The organism is Kosakonia sp. SOY2 (assembly GCF_027109175.1).
GTDB lineage: Bacteria > Pseudomonadota > Gammaproteobacteria > Enterobacterales > Enterobacteriaceae > Kosakonia.
Window position 1 is genome coordinate 1275033 of sequence record NZ_JAPVXH010000001.1, and the last position, 16643, is coordinate 1291675.

16 protein-coding genes are annotated in these 16643 nt (G+C 55.4%); 8 read left to right on the top strand and 8 right to left on the bottom strand.

Annotated elements, in window-relative coordinates; translation table 11 throughout:
* Positions 1 to 88 precede the first annotated feature (88 nt).
* Positions 89 to 1273 carry a benzoate/H(+) symporter BenE family transporter gene (locus O3S68_RS05995; RefSeq protein WP_269231040.1) on the top strand — a complete coding sequence of 395 codons (1185 nt, stop codon included), beginning with the start codon at positions 89 to 91 and terminating at the stop codon, positions 1271 to 1273.
* Here O3S68_RS05995 and O3S68_RS06000 read toward each other — a convergent pair.
* Complete coding sequence (locus O3S68_RS06000; RefSeq protein ID WP_045508204.1) at positions 1256 to 2125, bottom strand: helix-turn-helix transcriptional regulator; 870 nt, start codon at positions 2123 to 2125, stop codon at positions 1256 to 1258. The two genes, O3S68_RS05995 and O3S68_RS06000, sit on opposite strands and share 18 nt — an antisense overlap.
* Before the next feature lie 173 nt (positions 2126 to 2298).
* Here O3S68_RS06000 and O3S68_RS06005 point away from each other — a divergent pair, with 173 nt between their 5' ends.
* A complete protein-coding gene (locus tag O3S68_RS06005) occupies positions 2299 to 3213 on the top strand; it encodes a DMT family transporter (protein ID WP_097406676.1) in 915 nt (304 codons plus the stop codon).
* Here the strand turns inward: O3S68_RS06005 and O3S68_RS06010 are convergent.
* Together O3S68_RS06010 and O3S68_RS06015 are read right to left on the bottom strand one after the other, a co-directional pair.
* Positions 3200 to 3868 (bottom strand): DUF3313 domain-containing protein, encoded by a 669-nt coding sequence (locus O3S68_RS06010; RefSeq protein ID WP_016495970.1) that lies wholly within the window; start codon positions 3866 to 3868, stop codon positions 3200 to 3202. The two genes, O3S68_RS06005 and O3S68_RS06010, sit on opposite strands and share 14 nt — an antisense overlap.
* 168 nt (positions 3869 to 4036) lie before the next feature.
* Positions 4037 to 5632 (bottom strand): ABC transporter substrate-binding protein, encoded by a 1596-nt coding sequence (locus O3S68_RS06015; protein WP_016495969.1) that lies wholly within the window; start codon positions 5630 to 5632, stop codon positions 4037 to 4039.
* A 106-nt stretch (positions 5633 to 5738) separates the two neighbouring features.
* Between O3S68_RS06015 and pepT the strand changes: the two genes are divergently transcribed.
* Complete coding sequence (gene pepT, locus O3S68_RS06020; protein WP_045508192.1) at positions 5739 to 6968, top strand: peptidase T; 1230 nt, start codon at positions 5739 to 5741, stop codon at positions 6966 to 6968.
* A 260-nt stretch (positions 6969 to 7228) separates the two neighbouring features.
* Here pepT and tehB read toward each other — a convergent pair whose 3' ends face one another.
* Positions 7229 to 7825: a tellurite resistance methyltransferase TehB gene (tehB, locus tag O3S68_RS06025; RefSeq protein WP_269231041.1), complete on the bottom strand. Its 597-nt coding sequence runs from the start codon at positions 7823 to 7825 to the stop codon at positions 7229 to 7231.
* A gap of 125 nt (positions 7826 to 7950) precedes the next feature.
* On the opposite strand from tehB, the gene ydcK reads away from it, so the two are divergent.
* The 5 genes from ydcK to O3S68_RS06050 all read left to right on the top strand — a co-directional run bounded on the left by ydcK (position 7951) and on the right by O3S68_RS06050 (position 12142).
* The gene (gene ydcK, locus O3S68_RS06030; protein WP_269231042.1) at positions 7951 to 8931 is read left to right on the top strand and encodes a YdcK family protein; all 981 of its coding nucleotides are present in this window, start codon (positions 7951 to 7953) and stop codon (positions 8929 to 8931) included.
* Between the two features lie 363 nt (positions 8932 to 9294).
* On the top strand, positions 9295 to 10350 hold the full coding sequence (locus tag O3S68_RS06035) for a catalase family peroxidase (protein WP_269231043.1): 1056 nt from the start codon (positions 9295 to 9297) through the stop codon (positions 10348 to 10350).
* Positions 10347 to 10883, top strand: coding sequence for a cytochrome b (locus O3S68_RS06040; RefSeq protein ID WP_016495964.1), 537 nt, complete (start codon positions 10347 to 10349; stop codon positions 10881 to 10883). Before O3S68_RS06035 ends, O3S68_RS06040 begins: the two co-directional genes overlap by 4 nt.
* A 9-nt stretch (positions 10884 to 10892) precedes the next feature.
* Entirely contained in the window at positions 10893 to 11399 is a 507-nt protein-coding gene (locus O3S68_RS06045; RefSeq protein WP_269231044.1) for an RNA polymerase sigma factor, read from the top strand.
* Positions 11396 to 12142, top strand: coding sequence for an anti-sigma factor family protein (locus O3S68_RS06050; protein WP_016495962.1), 747 nt, complete (start codon positions 11396 to 11398; stop codon positions 12140 to 12142). Before O3S68_RS06045 ends, O3S68_RS06050 begins: the two co-directional genes overlap by 4 nt.
* A 5-nt stretch (positions 12143 to 12147) precedes the next feature.
* Here the strand turns inward: O3S68_RS06050 and rimL are convergent, their stop codons facing one another.
* The 4 genes from rimL to O3S68_RS06070 all read right to left on the bottom strand — a co-directional run bounded on the left by rimL (position 12148) and on the right by O3S68_RS06070 (position 16624).
* Entirely contained in the window at positions 12148 to 12690 is a 543-nt protein-coding gene (rimL, locus tag O3S68_RS06055; RefSeq protein WP_269231045.1) for a 50S ribosomal protein L7/L12-serine acetyltransferase, read from the bottom strand.
* A gap of 45 nt (positions 12691 to 12735) precedes the next feature.
* Positions 12736 to 14391 (bottom strand): glucan biosynthesis protein D, encoded by a 1656-nt coding sequence (locus O3S68_RS06060; RefSeq protein ID WP_044489646.1) that lies wholly within the window; start codon positions 14389 to 14391, stop codon positions 12736 to 12738.
* Between the two features lie 271 nt (positions 14392 to 14662).
* Complete coding sequence (locus O3S68_RS06065) at positions 14663 to 15442, bottom strand: transporter substrate-binding domain-containing protein (RefSeq protein WP_269231664.1); 780 nt, start codon at positions 15440 to 15442, stop codon at positions 14663 to 14665.
* Between the two features lie 12 nt (positions 15443 to 15454).
* Positions 15455 to 16624 carry a pyridoxal phosphate-dependent aminotransferase gene (locus O3S68_RS06070; protein ID WP_269231046.1) on the bottom strand — a complete coding sequence of 390 codons (1170 nt, stop codon included), beginning with the start codon at positions 16622 to 16624 and terminating at the stop codon, positions 15455 to 15457.
* Positions 16625 to 16643 lie beyond the last annotated feature (19 nt).

Below are 16643 nucleotides of genomic sequence, written 5' to 3' on the forward strand. Positions count from 1 at the left end.
CGCTAAATACCTTATTGCACTGCCAGCTTGTGCGCTATAACGGCCAGTGATACTTTATGCGGATGCTATAACGCACAAGGATTATTTCATGTCGCATGCCACCTTTTCTCGCGCGTCTGCCCTGCCTTTTTCCAGCCTGCTGGCTGGCTTTGTCGCGGTGCTGGTCGGTTATGCCAGCTCCGCCGCCATTATCTGGCAAGCGGCCTCGGCGGCGGGCGCAACTGCCACGCAAATCGCCGGCTGGATGACCGCGCTCGGTCTGGGTATGGGCATCAGCACGCTGGTGTTAAGTCTTTGGTATCGCATGCCGGTGCTTACGGCCTGGTCAACACCAGGCGCCGCGCTGCTCGCGACCAGCTTACAAGGGGTTTCACTGAATGAAGTAGTGGGCGTATTTATCTTTGCCAATGCATTAATTGTCCTGTGTGGCATTACCGGGCTGTTCGCCAGGCTGATGAAAATCATTCCCCACACGCTGGCCGCGGCCATGCTGGCGGGCATTTTGCTGCGCTTCGGTTTGCAGGCGTTTAGCAATATTCAGGGGCATTTCGTCTTGTGTGGCAGCATGCTGCTGGCCTGGCTTATCTGCAAAGCGCTGGTACCGCGCTATGCCATTGTCGCCACACTTCTGGTCGGGGGGCTGGTGGCGTGGCTAAGCGGTGACGTTGTCACGCAAAAAATCACTATCGCGGTCGTTGCCCCGACTTATATCGCGCCAGAATTTCACTGGTCGTCGCTGGTGAGCATCGGTATACCCTTCTTTCTGGTAACGATGGCCTCACAGAATGCGCCCGGTTTTGCCACGATGCAGGCGGCGGGATACCACGTGCCGGTTTCACCGTTGATTATTTTTACCGGCGCGCTGGCACTGGTGTTCTCGCCGTTTGGTGTCTATTCCATTTGTATTGCCGCCATCACGGCGGCGATTTGCCAGAGTCCGGATGCTCACCCGCAGGCGGAAAAACGCTGGCTGGCCGCGGCGGCAGCCGGGGTGTTTTACCTGCTAGCCGGTCTGTTTGGCGGCTCGATAACCTCGCTGCTCACCGCCTTGCCATTAAGCTGGATCCAGACGCTGGCAGGGCTGGCACTGCTGGGCACGATGAGCGGCAGCCTGCACCAGGCGCTGATCACCGAACGCGATCGCGATGCCGCGATGGTCACCTTTCTGGTTACCGCAAGCGGCGTCACGCTACTGGGGATTGGTTCTGCATTCTGGGGCTTAGCGATCGGCGGGATTTGCTACAGCGCATTACGCTTAGCGCGACGCGCGTAACTGCGAGGGCGTAATGCCTTTCGCCGCTTTGAAGCGGTTACTGAAGTGGCTGGCCGAGTTAAAACCGCAGGCCAGCGCAATGGTGGTCAGCGGCTGATCGCTATGAAGCAGCAGATCTTTCGCCCGCGCCATGCGCCGTTGCATCACGAACTGGTGCGGCGCCACGCCCATTGACTGGCGGAACATGCGGGCAAAATGGTATTCGCTCAGCGCGGCCTGCGCGGCCAGATCCGCCAGCAGCAGCGGTTCTGCCAGATGCGCATCGATATACTCCAGCACCGTGCGAAGCACCACGGGCGCTAAGCCGCCCGTTACGGTCGGCAGTTGCCACTGCACGTTACTGTAGTGCTGCACCAGGTGCGTCAGTAACAGCGTCGATGCGGTACTCAGCGTTAACTGGTTGGCGTTTTGCTGCCAGTCGCAACCGAGCAAAAACTGGCGATAAAGCGCGGTGATACGCGCATCCTGGGAGAATGTTTTCTCATCCAGCGTAAACGATGCCGGGCTGCGATCCCACACCTGCTCACCCACTTCACGCAGGTGCTCATCGGTGCAGTAAAGGTGGACAAAAGACAACGTATCGCGGATATCCCACACCGATTCGCTCTCTTTCGGCATCAGGCAAAAGCGATCCGGCCCGCCGCCATTTTTCCAGCCGTAGGCGGTTTTGTGATAGCTCTCATAGCCGTCGGCAACGTACAAACTCAGGGTATGGTGATTGCAATATTGGGTGATGTTGTCGCGTTTGTTCGACCAGGCCGCCAGTTGAATGCCAGAGTGCAGCGCCACCGAGTTGTGCAATACGGCGTTGTGTTTACTCAAGTTTTCAAAGGCTTCGTAGTGTTCAGACATTCACGGAAATTATCATAAATTCACCAGAACCCCAGTCTATGAATAGCTGGCAGCGGATACCAGCGTTGTGTAAAGAAAAGCGCAAGAATATGCAAGTCCGGCGCAAACCGGTGCAATCGCCTGCGTTGCGGTTTTGCCACACTCAGCATTCGTTTTACGCACTGGAACTCAATATGAACGCATTGCTGTACGGTTTGGTGGTGGTTATCTGGGGGACAACCTGGATTGCGATTTTTCTACAACAAGGGCCGGTCGCCGCGCCGGTGTCGATCTTCTGGCGCTTTGCACTGGCCACAGTGGCAATGATGCTGGTACTGCTGGCGCAGCGTAAGTTGCGCGCCCTGCCGCTGCGCGATCATCTGTTTTGCCTGCTCCAGGGCTGCTGCGTGTTTGGTTTTAACTTCTGGTGCTTCTATACCGCTGCGGCGTGGATCAGCACCGGGCTGGAGTCGGTGATCTTCTCCATGGCGGTGTTATTTAACGCGGTAAACAGCTATCTCTTTTTTGGTCAAAAGCCACCGGCGCGCTTTTTTGTCGCGGCGCTCCTCGGCCTGACGGGGATTGTGACGCTGTTCTGGGAGGATCTGGTCACCAGCGGCTGGAGCATAACGTTGCTGATGGGGATTGGCCTGTCGGCGCTGGGCACGCTGGGTTTCTCGTTTGGCAATATGATAAGCCTCCGCCATCAGCGCAAAGGGCTGGAAACCATCACCACCAACAGTTGGGCGATGCTTTATGGAACGTTAATTATGGGAGCGATTGGCCTGCTGCGCGGTGACGATTTCACCCCGCAATGGACGGCCAGTTACCTCGGCGCGCTGGTCTACCTGGCGCTGTTCGGATCGGTGATTGGCTTTGGCGCGTATTTTACGCTGGTCGGGCGCATTGGCCCCAGCAAAGCGGCTTACAGCACCCTGCTGTTTCCGCTGGTTGCGCTGACGGTTTCGACGTTTTTCGAGGGCTATATCTGGCATTTCAATGGCGTTGCCGGTTTACTGCTGATCCTTACCGGCAATCTGGTGATGTTTGCCCGCCCGGAAACCTGGCTGGGCGGGCGCGGAACACGGCGAAAAGCTAACGCTTGCTGATATCAAACATCGTCGCGTCGGTCGCCATATCGTCAATAACTTGTTTCAGAGAGTCGACGGTGACCGGCGCATTTTCGTTATTCACATCTTTCCCTTGCCCCTGGCGCACCACTTTCAGTACCGGCGCATTGGTCTGCGCATCAATTAGCTCGCCTTCAAAATAGAGGTGCGTGTTCATCGTGCGATGGCCGGTTGCCATCTGCGTTCCCGCCACGACCATGGCCACCGGCACCACTTCATAGAACTGCAATCCCTGTTTGCTGGCGTCCACGCCGGTTATCGCCCCGCGGAAAATCAGGCTGTGCTGGCCTGGCGATGTCACCAGCGGTTTACGCGCGGCGGCGGCAGCTTTCAATTTGCTGTTGGTGTAGTTGAGAACGCCATCCAGCACCTGTTGATTTACCTGGCTGGTAGGTTTCGCCAGCGGATAATAGACCACCGGGTGGTAGACAATACTGTCGTATTTCGCTGGATCAAAACCCGGCGCCACCCAGCGAAGTACCGGTTTACCGGTGGCGGAAGTGGTTTCCTGCAGCCCTGAATAATCTTTTAGAAACCCGGAGTATTTTTCCGGTTGCGTCACTTTTGACGCGCAGCCTGATAACGCCAGCAGGCCGGAAAAGACGGCAACGCTAACCAATGCATGAGTACGCATGAGGATGTCCCTGTGAGTGCGGAATTGCTCTTAAGGTATAGCAAACGCAGCGGCGTTTTGTGGGGGGGAAAAACGACAGCGTTGACAACGCCGATACCCTCATGGTTAACGCGCAGAGAAATGGACGAGCAAACCGCTAACGTACAGGGTTCGCTCGCCCATTGATGGCTATTTCTTCAGATCTACTTGCCAGAAAATATGTTTGCCAAACGGGTCGATTTCGTAGCCCTGCACTTCTTTGCGTACCGGTTCGAAAATCGTTGAATGGGCAATCATTACCGCCGGCATTTGATCATGCATCATTTGCTGCGCCTCTTTATACAGCGCGACGCGTTTTTCATGGTCGGTCGTGGCTTTCGCTTCGGCGATAATTTTGTCAAATGGCGCGTAACACCATTTCGCCGAGTTAGAGCCGCCATTGGCTGAGGTACAGGTAAACAGCGGGCCAAAGAAGTTATCCGGATCGCCGGTCGCCGTGGTCCAGCCCATCAAGGCTGCCTGGTGTTCGCCACCTTTCACCCGTTTCAGGTATTCGCCCCACTCGTAAGTGACGATTTTGGTCTGCACGCCCACTTTCGCCCAGTCCGCCTGGATCATCTCGGCCATCCGTTTGGCGTTCGGGTTATAGGGGCGTTGCACTGGCATGGCCCATAAATCGATGGTTGTTCCCGGTGCAAATCCGGCCTCTTTTAGCAGCGCTTTGGCTTTTTCCGGATCGTAGTCGTAATCCTTCAGTTCGCTATCCGCGCTCCAGACGCCCGGCGGCAGCAGGTTTTTCGCTGCGGTGCCCGTCCCCTGGAACACGGCCTGAATGATCGCCGGTTTGTTGATCGCCATCGCCAGCGCCTGGCGCACTTTGACATTATCCAGCGGCGCTTTTTGCGTATTGAACGACAGGAACCCAGTGTTTAACCCGGCTTTGCTCATCAGCGTGATGTCTTTATTCTCTTTCAGGCGCGGTAAATCTGCCGGATTGGGGAATGGCATGACCTGGCACTCGTTTTTCTCCAGTTTTGCCACCCGCACGGACGCATCCGGCGTGATGCTGAAGACCAGACGATCAATTTTGGCTTTGCCCTGCCAGTAGCCGTCGAACGCGGTAAACAGAATGCGCGAATCTTTCTGGTACTGCGCCAGGCGGAACGGACCGGTGCCAATCGGATCCATATCGACACGTTCCGGGGTTCCTGCCTTTAACATCGCATCGGCGTATTCCGCTGAGAGGATCGACGCAAAATACCAGCCAAGATCGGCGACAAACGGCGCTTCCGGGTGCGCCAGCGTAAAGCGCACCGTATGGTCGTCGAGTTTATCAATCGCGGTGATCAGCGAACCGAACTCCAGGCTTTCAAAGTTCGAGTAAGTGCCATTAGAGACATTGTGATAGGGATTACTGGCGTCTTTTTGCCGCATAAACGAGAAGATCACATCATCGGCATTGAAGTCGCGCGTTGGCGTGAAGTATTTATTGCTCTGGAATTTCACCCCCTTGCGCAGATGGAAGGTGTAAATCTTGCCGTCTTCACTGACATCCCAGCTTTCCGCGAGGCTGGGTTGCAGTTGCGTGGTGCCCACTTTGAAATCCACCAGCCGGTTGTAGACCGGCACCGCGCTGGCATCCACGCTGGTGCCCGAGGTATAGAGTTGTGGGTTGAAATTTTCCGGCGAGCCTTCCGAGCAATAGACCAGCGTTTTCGCCGCCACAGAAGAACTCACTATCATCGCGGCCAACGCCAGAGCAAGTGTTGTCGGTTTGCTAATCATAGTTTTTCCTGTTGTTTTATTGTAAAGGCTTGTTGTTTGCCCTCTCATAAATAACATTAAAGTGAATTTGCAAACACCTGATAATTCGAATAAAGAAGGAATCACTATGACGTCGTCGCTCTCCAGTCAATTAACGCATCGCTTCTTTCGCTACCTCAGCATCACCAGCCAAAGCGATCCGGCGGCCACCACTTTACCCACCACCGTCGGGCAGTTTGATATGGCGCGTGAACTGGCTAACGAGTTGAAAACACTGGGTCTTGAAGAGATCATTATTGACGATCACGCGACCGTCACCGCCGTCAAAAAAGGCAATGTTCCCGGTGCGCCGCGTATCGGTTTTATCACCCATATCGACACCGTGGACGTCGGTTTATCCCCGCATATTCATCCGCAGATCCTGCGCTTTGAGGGGCAAGATCTCTGCCTGAACCGCGCGCAGGATATCTGGCTGCGCGTTGATGAGCATCCGGAGATCCTCGCTTATCCGAATGAGGAGATAATCTTCAGTGACGGCACCAGCGTACTCGGTGCGGATAACAAAGCCGCGGTTACCGTGGTGATGACGCTGCTGGAAAACCTGACGCCAGAACAGCGTCACGGCGATATCGTGGTGGCTTTTGTACCCGATGAAGAAGTGGGCCTGCGTGGCGCGAAGGCGCTGGATTTAGCGCGTTTTGATGTTGATTTTGCCTGGACAATCGACTGCTGCGAACTGGGCGAAATCGTTTACGAGAACTTTAACGCCGCCAGCGCGCAAATTCAGTTTACCGGGGTGACCGCGCACCCGATGTCGGCGAAAGGCGTGCTGGTGAACCCGCTGTTAATGGCGATGGATTACATCAGCCACTTTGATCGTCAACAAACGCCGGAGCACACGGAAGGACGCGAAGGTTATATCTGGTTTAACGGTATCAATGCCGTGCAGAGCTACGCGACGCTGAACGCCAACATTCGTGATTTCGACAGTAAGAGTTTTGCTAAACGCAAACAGCAAATTGCCGATGTTGCGGCAAAAATTGCGGCTCAGTATCCCACCGCGAAAGTGGAGTACAGCATCAGCGATACCTACAGCAATATCAGTAACGCGATTGGCGAAGATCGCCGGGCGATTGATTTACTGTTCACAGCCATGGAATCACTGGGGATCACGCCAAAACCGACGCCGATGCGCGGCGGCACCGACGGTGCGGCGCTTTCTGCTAAGGGTTTGCTGACGCCAAATTTCTTCACCGGCGCGCATAACTTCCACTCGCGTTTTGAGTTCCTGCCGCTACGCGCTTTCGAAGCCTCTTATAACGTTGCGCTACAACTTTGCCTGCTGGCGGCGCGTTAAAACAGACCGGGGATGGCGTCGGAACGGCGTTCACCCCGTAATGATAGTCCGATCTAACCTGCCGGATGGCCTTGTAATCCGGCATTTGCTACCCATGCGATGACAATTCATCACTGTAATCCTTCAACCCTTTGCAGGAGGCATTTACCCGGCGAATAGCGGGAAGTGGCGCAGTAGAGATTGAAAGAGAAATACGGAGGGCTGGCAGTAAAAAAACCGGAGGCCGGCTTCCGGCGCTTTTACTGCCGCAGCAGGATAAGTTACGCGGATTTGCGTGCCAGCATCGTGGCGAAACGTAATTTGATGCGGTTACCGTTGGCATCGGTGCGGTGAAGTTCACCCACCTCTTCGTTGTATTTCAGCAGTTCCCAACCGGCGTAGTAATCGCGCAACTCCCCCTCTTTAAAAGCAAACGGGAAGCCGACCGTGCACGGGAAATCTGCCGTGTCCATTGCCGCGACAATCAGGTTATAGCCGCCGGGTTTGGTGCAGCGCTGCATATTGGCAATCAGCCCTGGGATGGTTTTCGCTTCCAGAAACATCAGCACTACGGTCGAGAGAATAAAATCGTACTCGCCGTCAAAACTGAGATGGTTGAGATCAACCGCCTCAATATGTAAGTTTTCCAGCCCTTCTGTTTCACGAATATTTTGTAAGTTGCTCAGACTGTTCGGGTTTTTATCCCACGCGGTGACATTAAAACCCCGGTTGGCGAGAAACAGACTGTTGCGGCCATTACCGCAGCCGAGATCCAGTGCTTTACCCGGCTGGACATAATTCATGGCGTTAAGCACTTCCGAATGGGTCGGAGTCATGCTGTATTTTTCAGTAAAGTAGTTATCAGTGCGGGTGGTCATGCTGTTCCTCAATACGTCGCGAATTTATAAGTTGCATTTTTTGTGCATTTTATTGGTTTCGCTGGCGGATAGCCAGCGGCGTAAAATTTGCTACGTTTAACTCAGGCAGATGGGGGAAATGTAGCATGAATAAGTATCGGCTCAGTGATGAGCAACGGACAATGCATTACCAGATTGGCGGCGAGAAGCGATCCGTCGCCCTGCGCCAGATTATTGCCCTGCGCGATTTCAACGATGTTGTGGCGGGCAGCGCCGGTGGCTGGGTCGATAATGAAAACGTGCTCGATCAGCAAGGAAACTGCTGGATTTACGATGAAAACAGCATGGTTTTTCTTGGCAGCGCAGTGCGTGGCAATGCGCGGATCACCCAGCCGTGCGTGATTTGCCACGATGTCATGATTGCGGATAACGCCTGGGTTGACGGCAGTGAGATAAGCCACGGCGCGCAATTAAGTGACAACGTCACCGTTCAGGCCTCTACGGTGCGCGGTGGATGTCATTTACGCGGCGATGCGCGCATTCTCAGCGGCTGCGACATCATTGCCGCGAAAGGTTTAACGCTGGATAACGAACAGATTTTGCAGATTTACGATCGCGCCACCGTCAGCCATTCGCGCGTGGTGCATCAGGCGCAAATTTATGGCGATGCCATCGTCAATTACGCCTTTATTGAACACCGCGCCGAAGTCTTTGATTTCGCCCTGCTCGAAGGCAACGAGCTCAATGATGTCTGGGTGTGCGACTGCGCCAAAGTGTATGGCGCCGCACGCGTGGTCGCCGGGACGCTTGACGATGAGATCCCGACCATTCGCTACAGCTCGCAGGTAGCCGAAAACGCCGTCGTTGAAGGCAACTGTATTTTAAAACACCACGTGCTGGTAGGCGGTCGCGCCTGGCTACGCGGCGGGCCATTGCAGCTGGATGAAAAAGTGGTGATTCAGGGCAATGCGCGCATTCACGGTAATGTGCTGATCGAGCATCAGATTGAAATTTACGGCGATGCGGTCGTCGAGGCGCAGGAAGGCGAAAGCATTCTGTTACGCGGGCCGAAAGTGATTAACGACACGCAGCACATTACCCGCACGCCGCTGGTTGGCTCTTTATAAGTTGCTTGTCTGTTATCAAAGCCGACGTCGTTTATCCGCAACTTTTCATATTGTTGCAGGTGGTTTATGAGGCACCCGGCGGAGAAAACGAACCCCCTGTTCTGTTCACTTTCCTCCTGCCAGGCTACAGGATTTTCGCTTCAACAACCTTTGCGCAGTTTTTGTAATCCGTAGCGGCCGTCACCCGGCTGGCGGCAAAGACGGCACCTTTGCCACTCGCTTTGCGACGAGACATCCCTGATAACACCGGGCCTGCAACGAACACTCTGTTGCAGGTTTTTTTCACAAAAAATTTTTTCTTTCGTGTGGAATAAACCCGCCGTTGCTTCGTCTTATCCGCTCATGATTAGCAGGTGAGCGACTATGACAAACACTCCTTTTACGACCGGCCAGATCCTTGCACGCCTTGCGGCAATCGCATTTGTTCCGCTGGTGTTGATTGTACTGTTTCTGTGGGGCGGAGGCTGGTTAACTCCTGCGCGCCTGAGCGCAGATAAACTGGTTAATGTCTTACAACAAGCGGGCGGAGAGCATCCGGGTTATCGGCGAAATCACGCCAAAGGGCTCTGCGTTACGGGCAGTTTTATCTCTAACGGTAATGCCAGCACGCTATCGCGCGCCTCGGTATTTGCTGTCGGAGAAACGCCAGTAACCGGGCGTTTTGCCATCGCCGGAGGAAATCCCGCCGCGCCGGATTATGCTGTGCCTGTGCGCAGTCTGGCGCTGGCGTTTCAGTTAGCAAACGGTGAACAGTGGCGCACCGGCATGAACGCAATGCCCTTCTTCCCGGTCTCCACCGTTGAGCAATTCTATGAATTACAGGTTGCCTCGCTGCCCGATGCGGCAACCGGCAAACCGGATGCCGGGAAATTCAAAGCCTTCGTGCAAAAGAACCCGGAGGTCGCGCCGTTTCTGGCATGGGCAAAACAGAATGTGCCTTCGTCGAGCTGGGCCAGCGATCGGTTTAACAGCCTGAACGCATTCCGGTTTATGGATAAAGCAGATGTCGCGCATCTGGTGCGCTGGAGCATGGTGCCGCACACCGATTATCAGCCCATCAGCGCCGACGAAAAACGTGATAAAAATTTCCTGCAAACGGATCTCAAACAGCGTCTGGCGCAGGGGCCACTGAAATGGGATCTGCTGATCACCGTCGCCCAGCCGGGTGATGATGGCAGCAATGCGGCGAAAGTCTGGCCGGCCGACCGGCAAACCATCAACGCCGGAACGCTGGTTCTTACCCGGGCAACCGAACAGCAAAACGGGCCATGCAATGACATCAATTACGATCCGCTGATCCTGCCGGATGGCATTGCCGCCTCCGACGATCCGTTACTCAATGCGCGTTCTGCGGCTTATGCTAAATCTTACAATGCGCGCACCCGTGAACAATCCGCCCAGGCTGGAGCTCATTTATGAAACAGGTTGCCTATTTCCACCCGGCGCTGCGCGTGCTGCACTGGTTAATGGCGGCGGCGATCATCGCGATGCTGTTTATCGGCGTCGTGATGGTTTCCACCGTCTCATCCCTGCACAGTTTGCTGGTGTCGATCCACAAACCACTAGGTTTGATGATTTTTGTGCTGGTGCTGGTTCGTCTGTGGCTGCGGTTTTATACTGCCACGCCGGCGTTACCGGCGACGCTTGCGGGCTGGCAACGCGCCATGGCGCATCTTTCACACTGGGCGCTCTATGCCATGATGCTTGCGCAACCGCTGATTGGCTGGGGAATGCTCTCGGCAGCGGGCTATCCGGTGACTGTCGCCGGTTGGGTGTTACCGCCCGTCCTGCCGGTGAATAATGATACTTACGCGCTACTGCGGCCACTGCATTCCCTGGTGGCGCTGGCGCTGTTCGCAACGGTGATGCTGCATCTGGCCGCCGCACTGTTTCATGCCCTCGTGCTCCGCGATGGCGTTTTTGAAAGTATGTCGGGAACCCGCAAGCGATGAAGGCAAGCTATGCAACTGACTGATGATGAGATTCGTCAGGTGATGCCACATTTGCAACGCTTTGCGCTGTGGCTAACCCGCAACCCGCACAGCGCGGAAGATTTGGTGCAAAGCTGCCTGATGAAAGCGCTGACGCGTAGCCCAAATAGTGATGGCGAACGGAGCCTGCGCGCCTGGCTGTTCGCCATTCTTTACCGTCAATTTATTGACGGCGAGCGGCGTAAGCGGCGGTATATGAAAATCCTCGCCTTTTTCACTGGCGAGGAGACCACCGGCGCGTCAACCGAGTCACTGGTCATGGCGGATGATACGCTGGCGGTGTTCGCCACGCTGCCGACCGATTATCGTGCCATTCTGTTGCTGGTGAGCATTGAAGGGCTGAGTTATAAAGAAGTCGCCCAAACGCTCGATATCCCGACCGGCACCGTGATGTCGCGCCTGTCGCGCGCACGTAAATTGCTACATGAGAAATTAGACGGTACGGCAGCGCCGCTGCCGCTGAGGAGACTGAAATGACGTTGCCACCGGATGAACACGATCTGCATGCCTGGATGGATGGCGAAACCGATGAGGCGACCTCAGCGCGTATCGAGCGCTATCTGGCAGAAAACCCCGATGCCGCCGCGCAGGTTGCAGGCTGGCGGCGTGACGCGCAGCAACTCCGCCAGGCCATGAGCCAGCAAACTATCGCCCTGGAAAAACCGGAGCCACACTATTTACGCCGCCAGGTACGCCAGCAGCGACAGTGGAAACTGGCCACCGCGTTCGCGCTGGTACTGGCGTTAAGCGTGGGCGGTTATACGGGCTGGGAGCTGAAAGAGTCGCAGATGTTAATGACTCATCAGCCGATGGAGGACGCGGTTCAGGCTTATAAACTTTTTGATAATGCCGCCGTCACGCCAATGGATGTGGTGGCAAGCCAGCAAACCGAACTCACCCGCTGGGTCGCCCGGTATTTTATTAACGGTAACCAGCCGCCGAATCTCGAACAGTATGGTTTCACCTTATCCGGTGCGCGGCTTATCGCCACCGCGCAAGGCCCGGCGGCGCTGATTATGTATCAGGACAGGAACGGAACGCGGGTCGGCTGGTATATCCGCCCGTTAAGCCCGGTCAAACTCCCTCACGGGGAACGCGAGGCCGAAGATGTGATGGCGCAGTACTGGAGTGATGATCACTACAACTACGCGCTGGTCACACCGATGAACTCACCGGCGGTAAACGGCCTGCGCAAAGCGGTGTCGCAGGCCACCAGTTAGCGCGATCAGGCCTTATCGACGATCTTCGCCCAGATATTCTGATCGTCGTAGCTGCCGTTGAGAAACTCCGCCTGTTTAAGGCAGCCTTCGAGCGTAAAGCCGTTGCGCCCGGCAACCTGATTGCTGGCATGATTCGCCACCCGGCATTTGATGACAAAGCGGCGGATATCGCCGCGGCGGGCATAAAAATCGATCATTGCCTGCATGGCCTGAGACAATATCCCCTGCCGCTGGCACTCCTCATCCAGCCAGTAGCCGATATAAGCCGTTTTGTTTAACGGCTCAATCGCGTTAAACGCCAGCACGCCCACCAGCACATCGTCGCGCACAATCATGAACATTTTGGCGTAGCCGCGCTGGTGCAACAGTATATTGCTCTGCACGGTTTTACGGGTGTCATCAACGGACGTGACCGACTTCGGCCAGTTGAGAAACTGCTGTAGCCAGTCGCGGTTTTTGACAATTAACTGGTGCAGATCGTGCACAAACCGCTCGTCGGCGGCATGCAGCGTGAGATGGTCATGCACCGGTATAACGGTATCGTCCATTGCGGCTCCATAAAGCATTCGCCCCCTGACGGGGGCGAAGTGGGTTTAGCGCATGACGCGGTCATCAACGTAGTTACGTTTGTCCGGCGCGGGCGGGAAGTATTGATAAAGCCAGGTTTCGCTGATGGCGTCGCCCTGGCAGCGCAGGAACAGACGCATGTCTACCGGATCGGTGGAATCATTGGTCGGATACCAGTCGAACAGAATGCGATAACCGTCAAACGGTTCGACATAGAGGATCTCAACCTGTTTCGCTTCCCCGTTTGAAAGCGTGATGACCGGCTCAATGCCTTTCGGCGCGGCCGCTTTCAGGTCACCGCCAACAAAATCAATGGCGAAACGACGCGCCCATTTATCCGGATAGTGTTCGCCCGGCGCCCAGCCTTCCGGGAAACCGCCCATGCCGGTACGGGTGGCGTAAACGCGGGCCAGCGGAGAACGCACCGGCGGCATCGCGCTCCAGTACAAGCGGTACTGGAAGGCAAAATCATCGCCCGCTTTGACCGGTTTTTCCGGCTGCCAGAAGCAGACAATGTTATCCAGCGTTTCGCCGGTGGTCGGGATCTCCATCAGGCTAACCGCCCCTTTGCCCCACTTGTTACGCGGCTCCACCCACAGACTCGGACGTTTGTTGTACCAGCCCATCACATCCTGGTAGTGGGAGAAATCACGATCGAGTTGCAGCAGGCCGAACCCTTTCGGGTTTTCATCCTGATAAGCGTTGAACTGCAATTTTTGCGGGTTATTCAGCGGGCGGCAGATCCACTCGCCGTTCCCGCGCCACATCGCCAGACGATCGGAGTCATGAATTTGCGGATGAATGGTATCGCAGACGCGGCGTTCGTTATTACCGCAGCTGAACATACTGGTCATCGGCGCGATACCCAGTTGCTTAATGTCTTTGCGCGCATACAGGCGGTTATCGACATCCATGATCACCTGGCTCTCTTCGCAGTGGATCACGAACTTATACGCCCCGGTAATACTCGGGCTGTCGAGCAACGCATAAACGGTAAAGGTGGTGTCGGCGGGTTTTGCCGTCTCAAACCAGAAGGCGGTGAAATCCGGGAACTCTTCCGGCGTATCGGTAAAGGTATCAATCGCCACGCCGCGTGCGGAAAGACCGTACTGGAAGGTGCTGTCTACCGCGCGGAAATAACTTGCGCCAAGGAACGAGACGATATCGCGGCGCGCCAGTTCAGGCGCTTTAAACGCGCGGAAACCGGCGAAACCAAGATCGCTTTGCCCTTCCAGCTGTTTGGTATCGACGCCCGCGTCGTGGTAGTTAAACAGCTCCGGGCGGAAGTGAATTTCACGCGCCTGGTGCGTCTCCTGGTCAAGGGAGAACATGCGAACGCGGCGGCGAAACCCCATGCCGACGTGGAAAAATTGCACGTCCAGCAGGCGGCCATCAACATTGTTCCACAGCGAGTGCTGCGCATCGTACTGAATGCTGTTGTAAGCCTGCGGCGTCAGGTTCGCCAGCGTATTGGGAAGCGCTTTAGGCGCGCCGCCCCACTGCTGTTGCGCCAGATCGTGCGCCATGGACTGCAGCACGGAGAAATCAAAACGGCGGCTCTGGCCATCGGCGATGTCCGTTTCCGCCGCGAACGCCGCGCGGGAAAAGAGCGATGCAACACCGGTGGTGCCGTAAGTTGCGGCAAGGGCCATGGATGCTTGAATAAATCGTCTGCGGTTCATGCCTGGTAACACGTCCTTCTGGTCGTCAAATGGCATTTCGCGATGGCGCGAAACAGCGGCAAAAGCGTTCATTAATGAACGCATCACTCTAGACAAAATTCATTGAGAATCCAATTGTTGGCTGCCGAATATATGAACGAAACATGAAATATTTTCTGTCGATAAGAGCAGCCCGAAAGCGGCGTAAAGATCTGTATAACGGTGGGCGTTTGCGGCGGAAATAAAAAAGCGCCTGCCGGACATCAACGGCAGGCGCCAGAGTGGTCATGCTTTATTTTGCGCTGACACTAACATCAATGCCGGGGAAGTACTTCTCCGCCAGTTTTTTGATGGTGCCATCAGCGCGGATTTTATCGATGGCGGCATCAAGTTGCTTTTTGGTGGCCTCATCACCTTTACGCAGCCCGAAACCGATACCACTGCCGAGGATCGTATCGTCCGATACCGGTTTGCCAATAAAGCCAAACCCTTTCCCCTGCGGCTTGCTGAGGAAACCTGCCTGCCCCGCCGCCGACATCACCAGTGAGGCGTCAATGCGGCCGTTCAGCAAATCTCCCCACGCCATATTCTGATCTTTATACGACACCACCGTGACACCGTGCTTTTCCCAGTGCTCTTTGGCGTAGGTTTCCTGAATTGATCCCTGCAACACGCCAATGGTTTTGCCTTTCAGCCCCTCGGCGGTCGCTTCCATGCCGTCGCCACTGTTGCCGACCAGTTGTGATGGAATGCGATAAATCGGCTGGGTGAAATCGATGCTTTTACGCCGCTGTTCGGTAATGTTCATCGCCGAGTTGATGGCATCGAATTTCTTGGCAGTCAGCCCTGGGATCAAGGCGTCAAACGAGGTTTCCACCCAGCTACATTTCAGTTGCGCCGCTTTGCAGACAGCGTTTCCCAGTTCGATATCAAAACCTTCCAGTTCGCCTGACGCGTTGCGGCTTTCAAACGGGGGATATTCCGCTTCCACGCCGTAACGCAGCGCGTTTTCGGCAAACGAGGAGAATGAGCAGAGCAAACCCATGCCCAGACAGAGTGCTTTAAATTTCATCATTAACGCTCCTTAGCGTGGCTTAACACGACACAGGGCCTGCGCGCCTGCTCTTAATGTTGCCTCGTCTTTCGCAAAAGAGAGGCGGATCAACTTGTTATCTGTACCATCGGTATAAAACGCCGACAACGGAATGGTGGCGACCCCGCAGTCAATAATCAGCCTTTTTACCATCTCGCTGTCGCTTTCATCGCTGAAGTGGCTGTAATCCGCCAGCAGGAAAAACGATCCGGCGCTGGGTAGTAAACGAAACGGCGACTCAGCGAGCAAGGTTTGCAGCAGGTCGCGCTTACGCTGGTAAAACGCCGCCAGCGACAGCCAACCCTGCGGGTCACGCATATGATCGGCAAAGGCATGCTGCATGGGGGTATCGGCGGAAAACATCAAAAACTGGTGTACTTTGCAGATCTCATCCATCAGTTCCGCAGGCGCAACGCAGTATCCCACGCGCCAGCCCGTCACATGATAGGTCTTGCCAAACGACGAGATAATCACGCTGCGCTCCGCCAGTTGCGGATGGGTTGCCATGCCGTGATGCGGCTCGCCGTCGAATACCACATGTTCGTAAACTTCATCGGAGAGGATCACAATATCGGTGTGCCGGGTGATCGCCGCCAGTTGCTCAAGATCGGCGCGGGAAAACACCTGCCCGCTGGGGTTGTGCGGCGTGTTCACGATAATCATGCGCGTGCGCGGTGTGATTGCCGCGCGCACTTCGTTCCAGTTCACCGCGAAATCCGGCACCGTCAGTTTGATGGCTACAGGCGTTGCCCCCTGCAAACGGACAATGGGCGCGTAGCTGTCGAACGAGGGTTCAAAGTAAATCACTTCATCACCCGGATGCACCAGCCCGCTGATAGCCGAGTACAACCCTTCGCTGGCGCTGGCGGTGATAAGAATTTCACTGTCTACGTCGTAATCCGTGCGGTACAGCTCGCTGATTTTTTGCGCAATCCGCTCTTTTAACGGGTGCAGACCGGTCATTGATGCGTACTGGTTATGATTGGCCTGCATGGCGCGCGTCACCCCGGCAATCAGCTGCGGATCGCAAGGAAAGTTGGGCGCGCCCTGAGAAAGGTTTATCGCATTATGTTCGGCGGAAAGCTGGCCGATAACGGTAAAAATGGTGGTGCCGACATCGGGTAATTTGGAGCGAGTTTTCACCGGGGTACGCAGAGTCATGCCTGATCCTTTCACATAA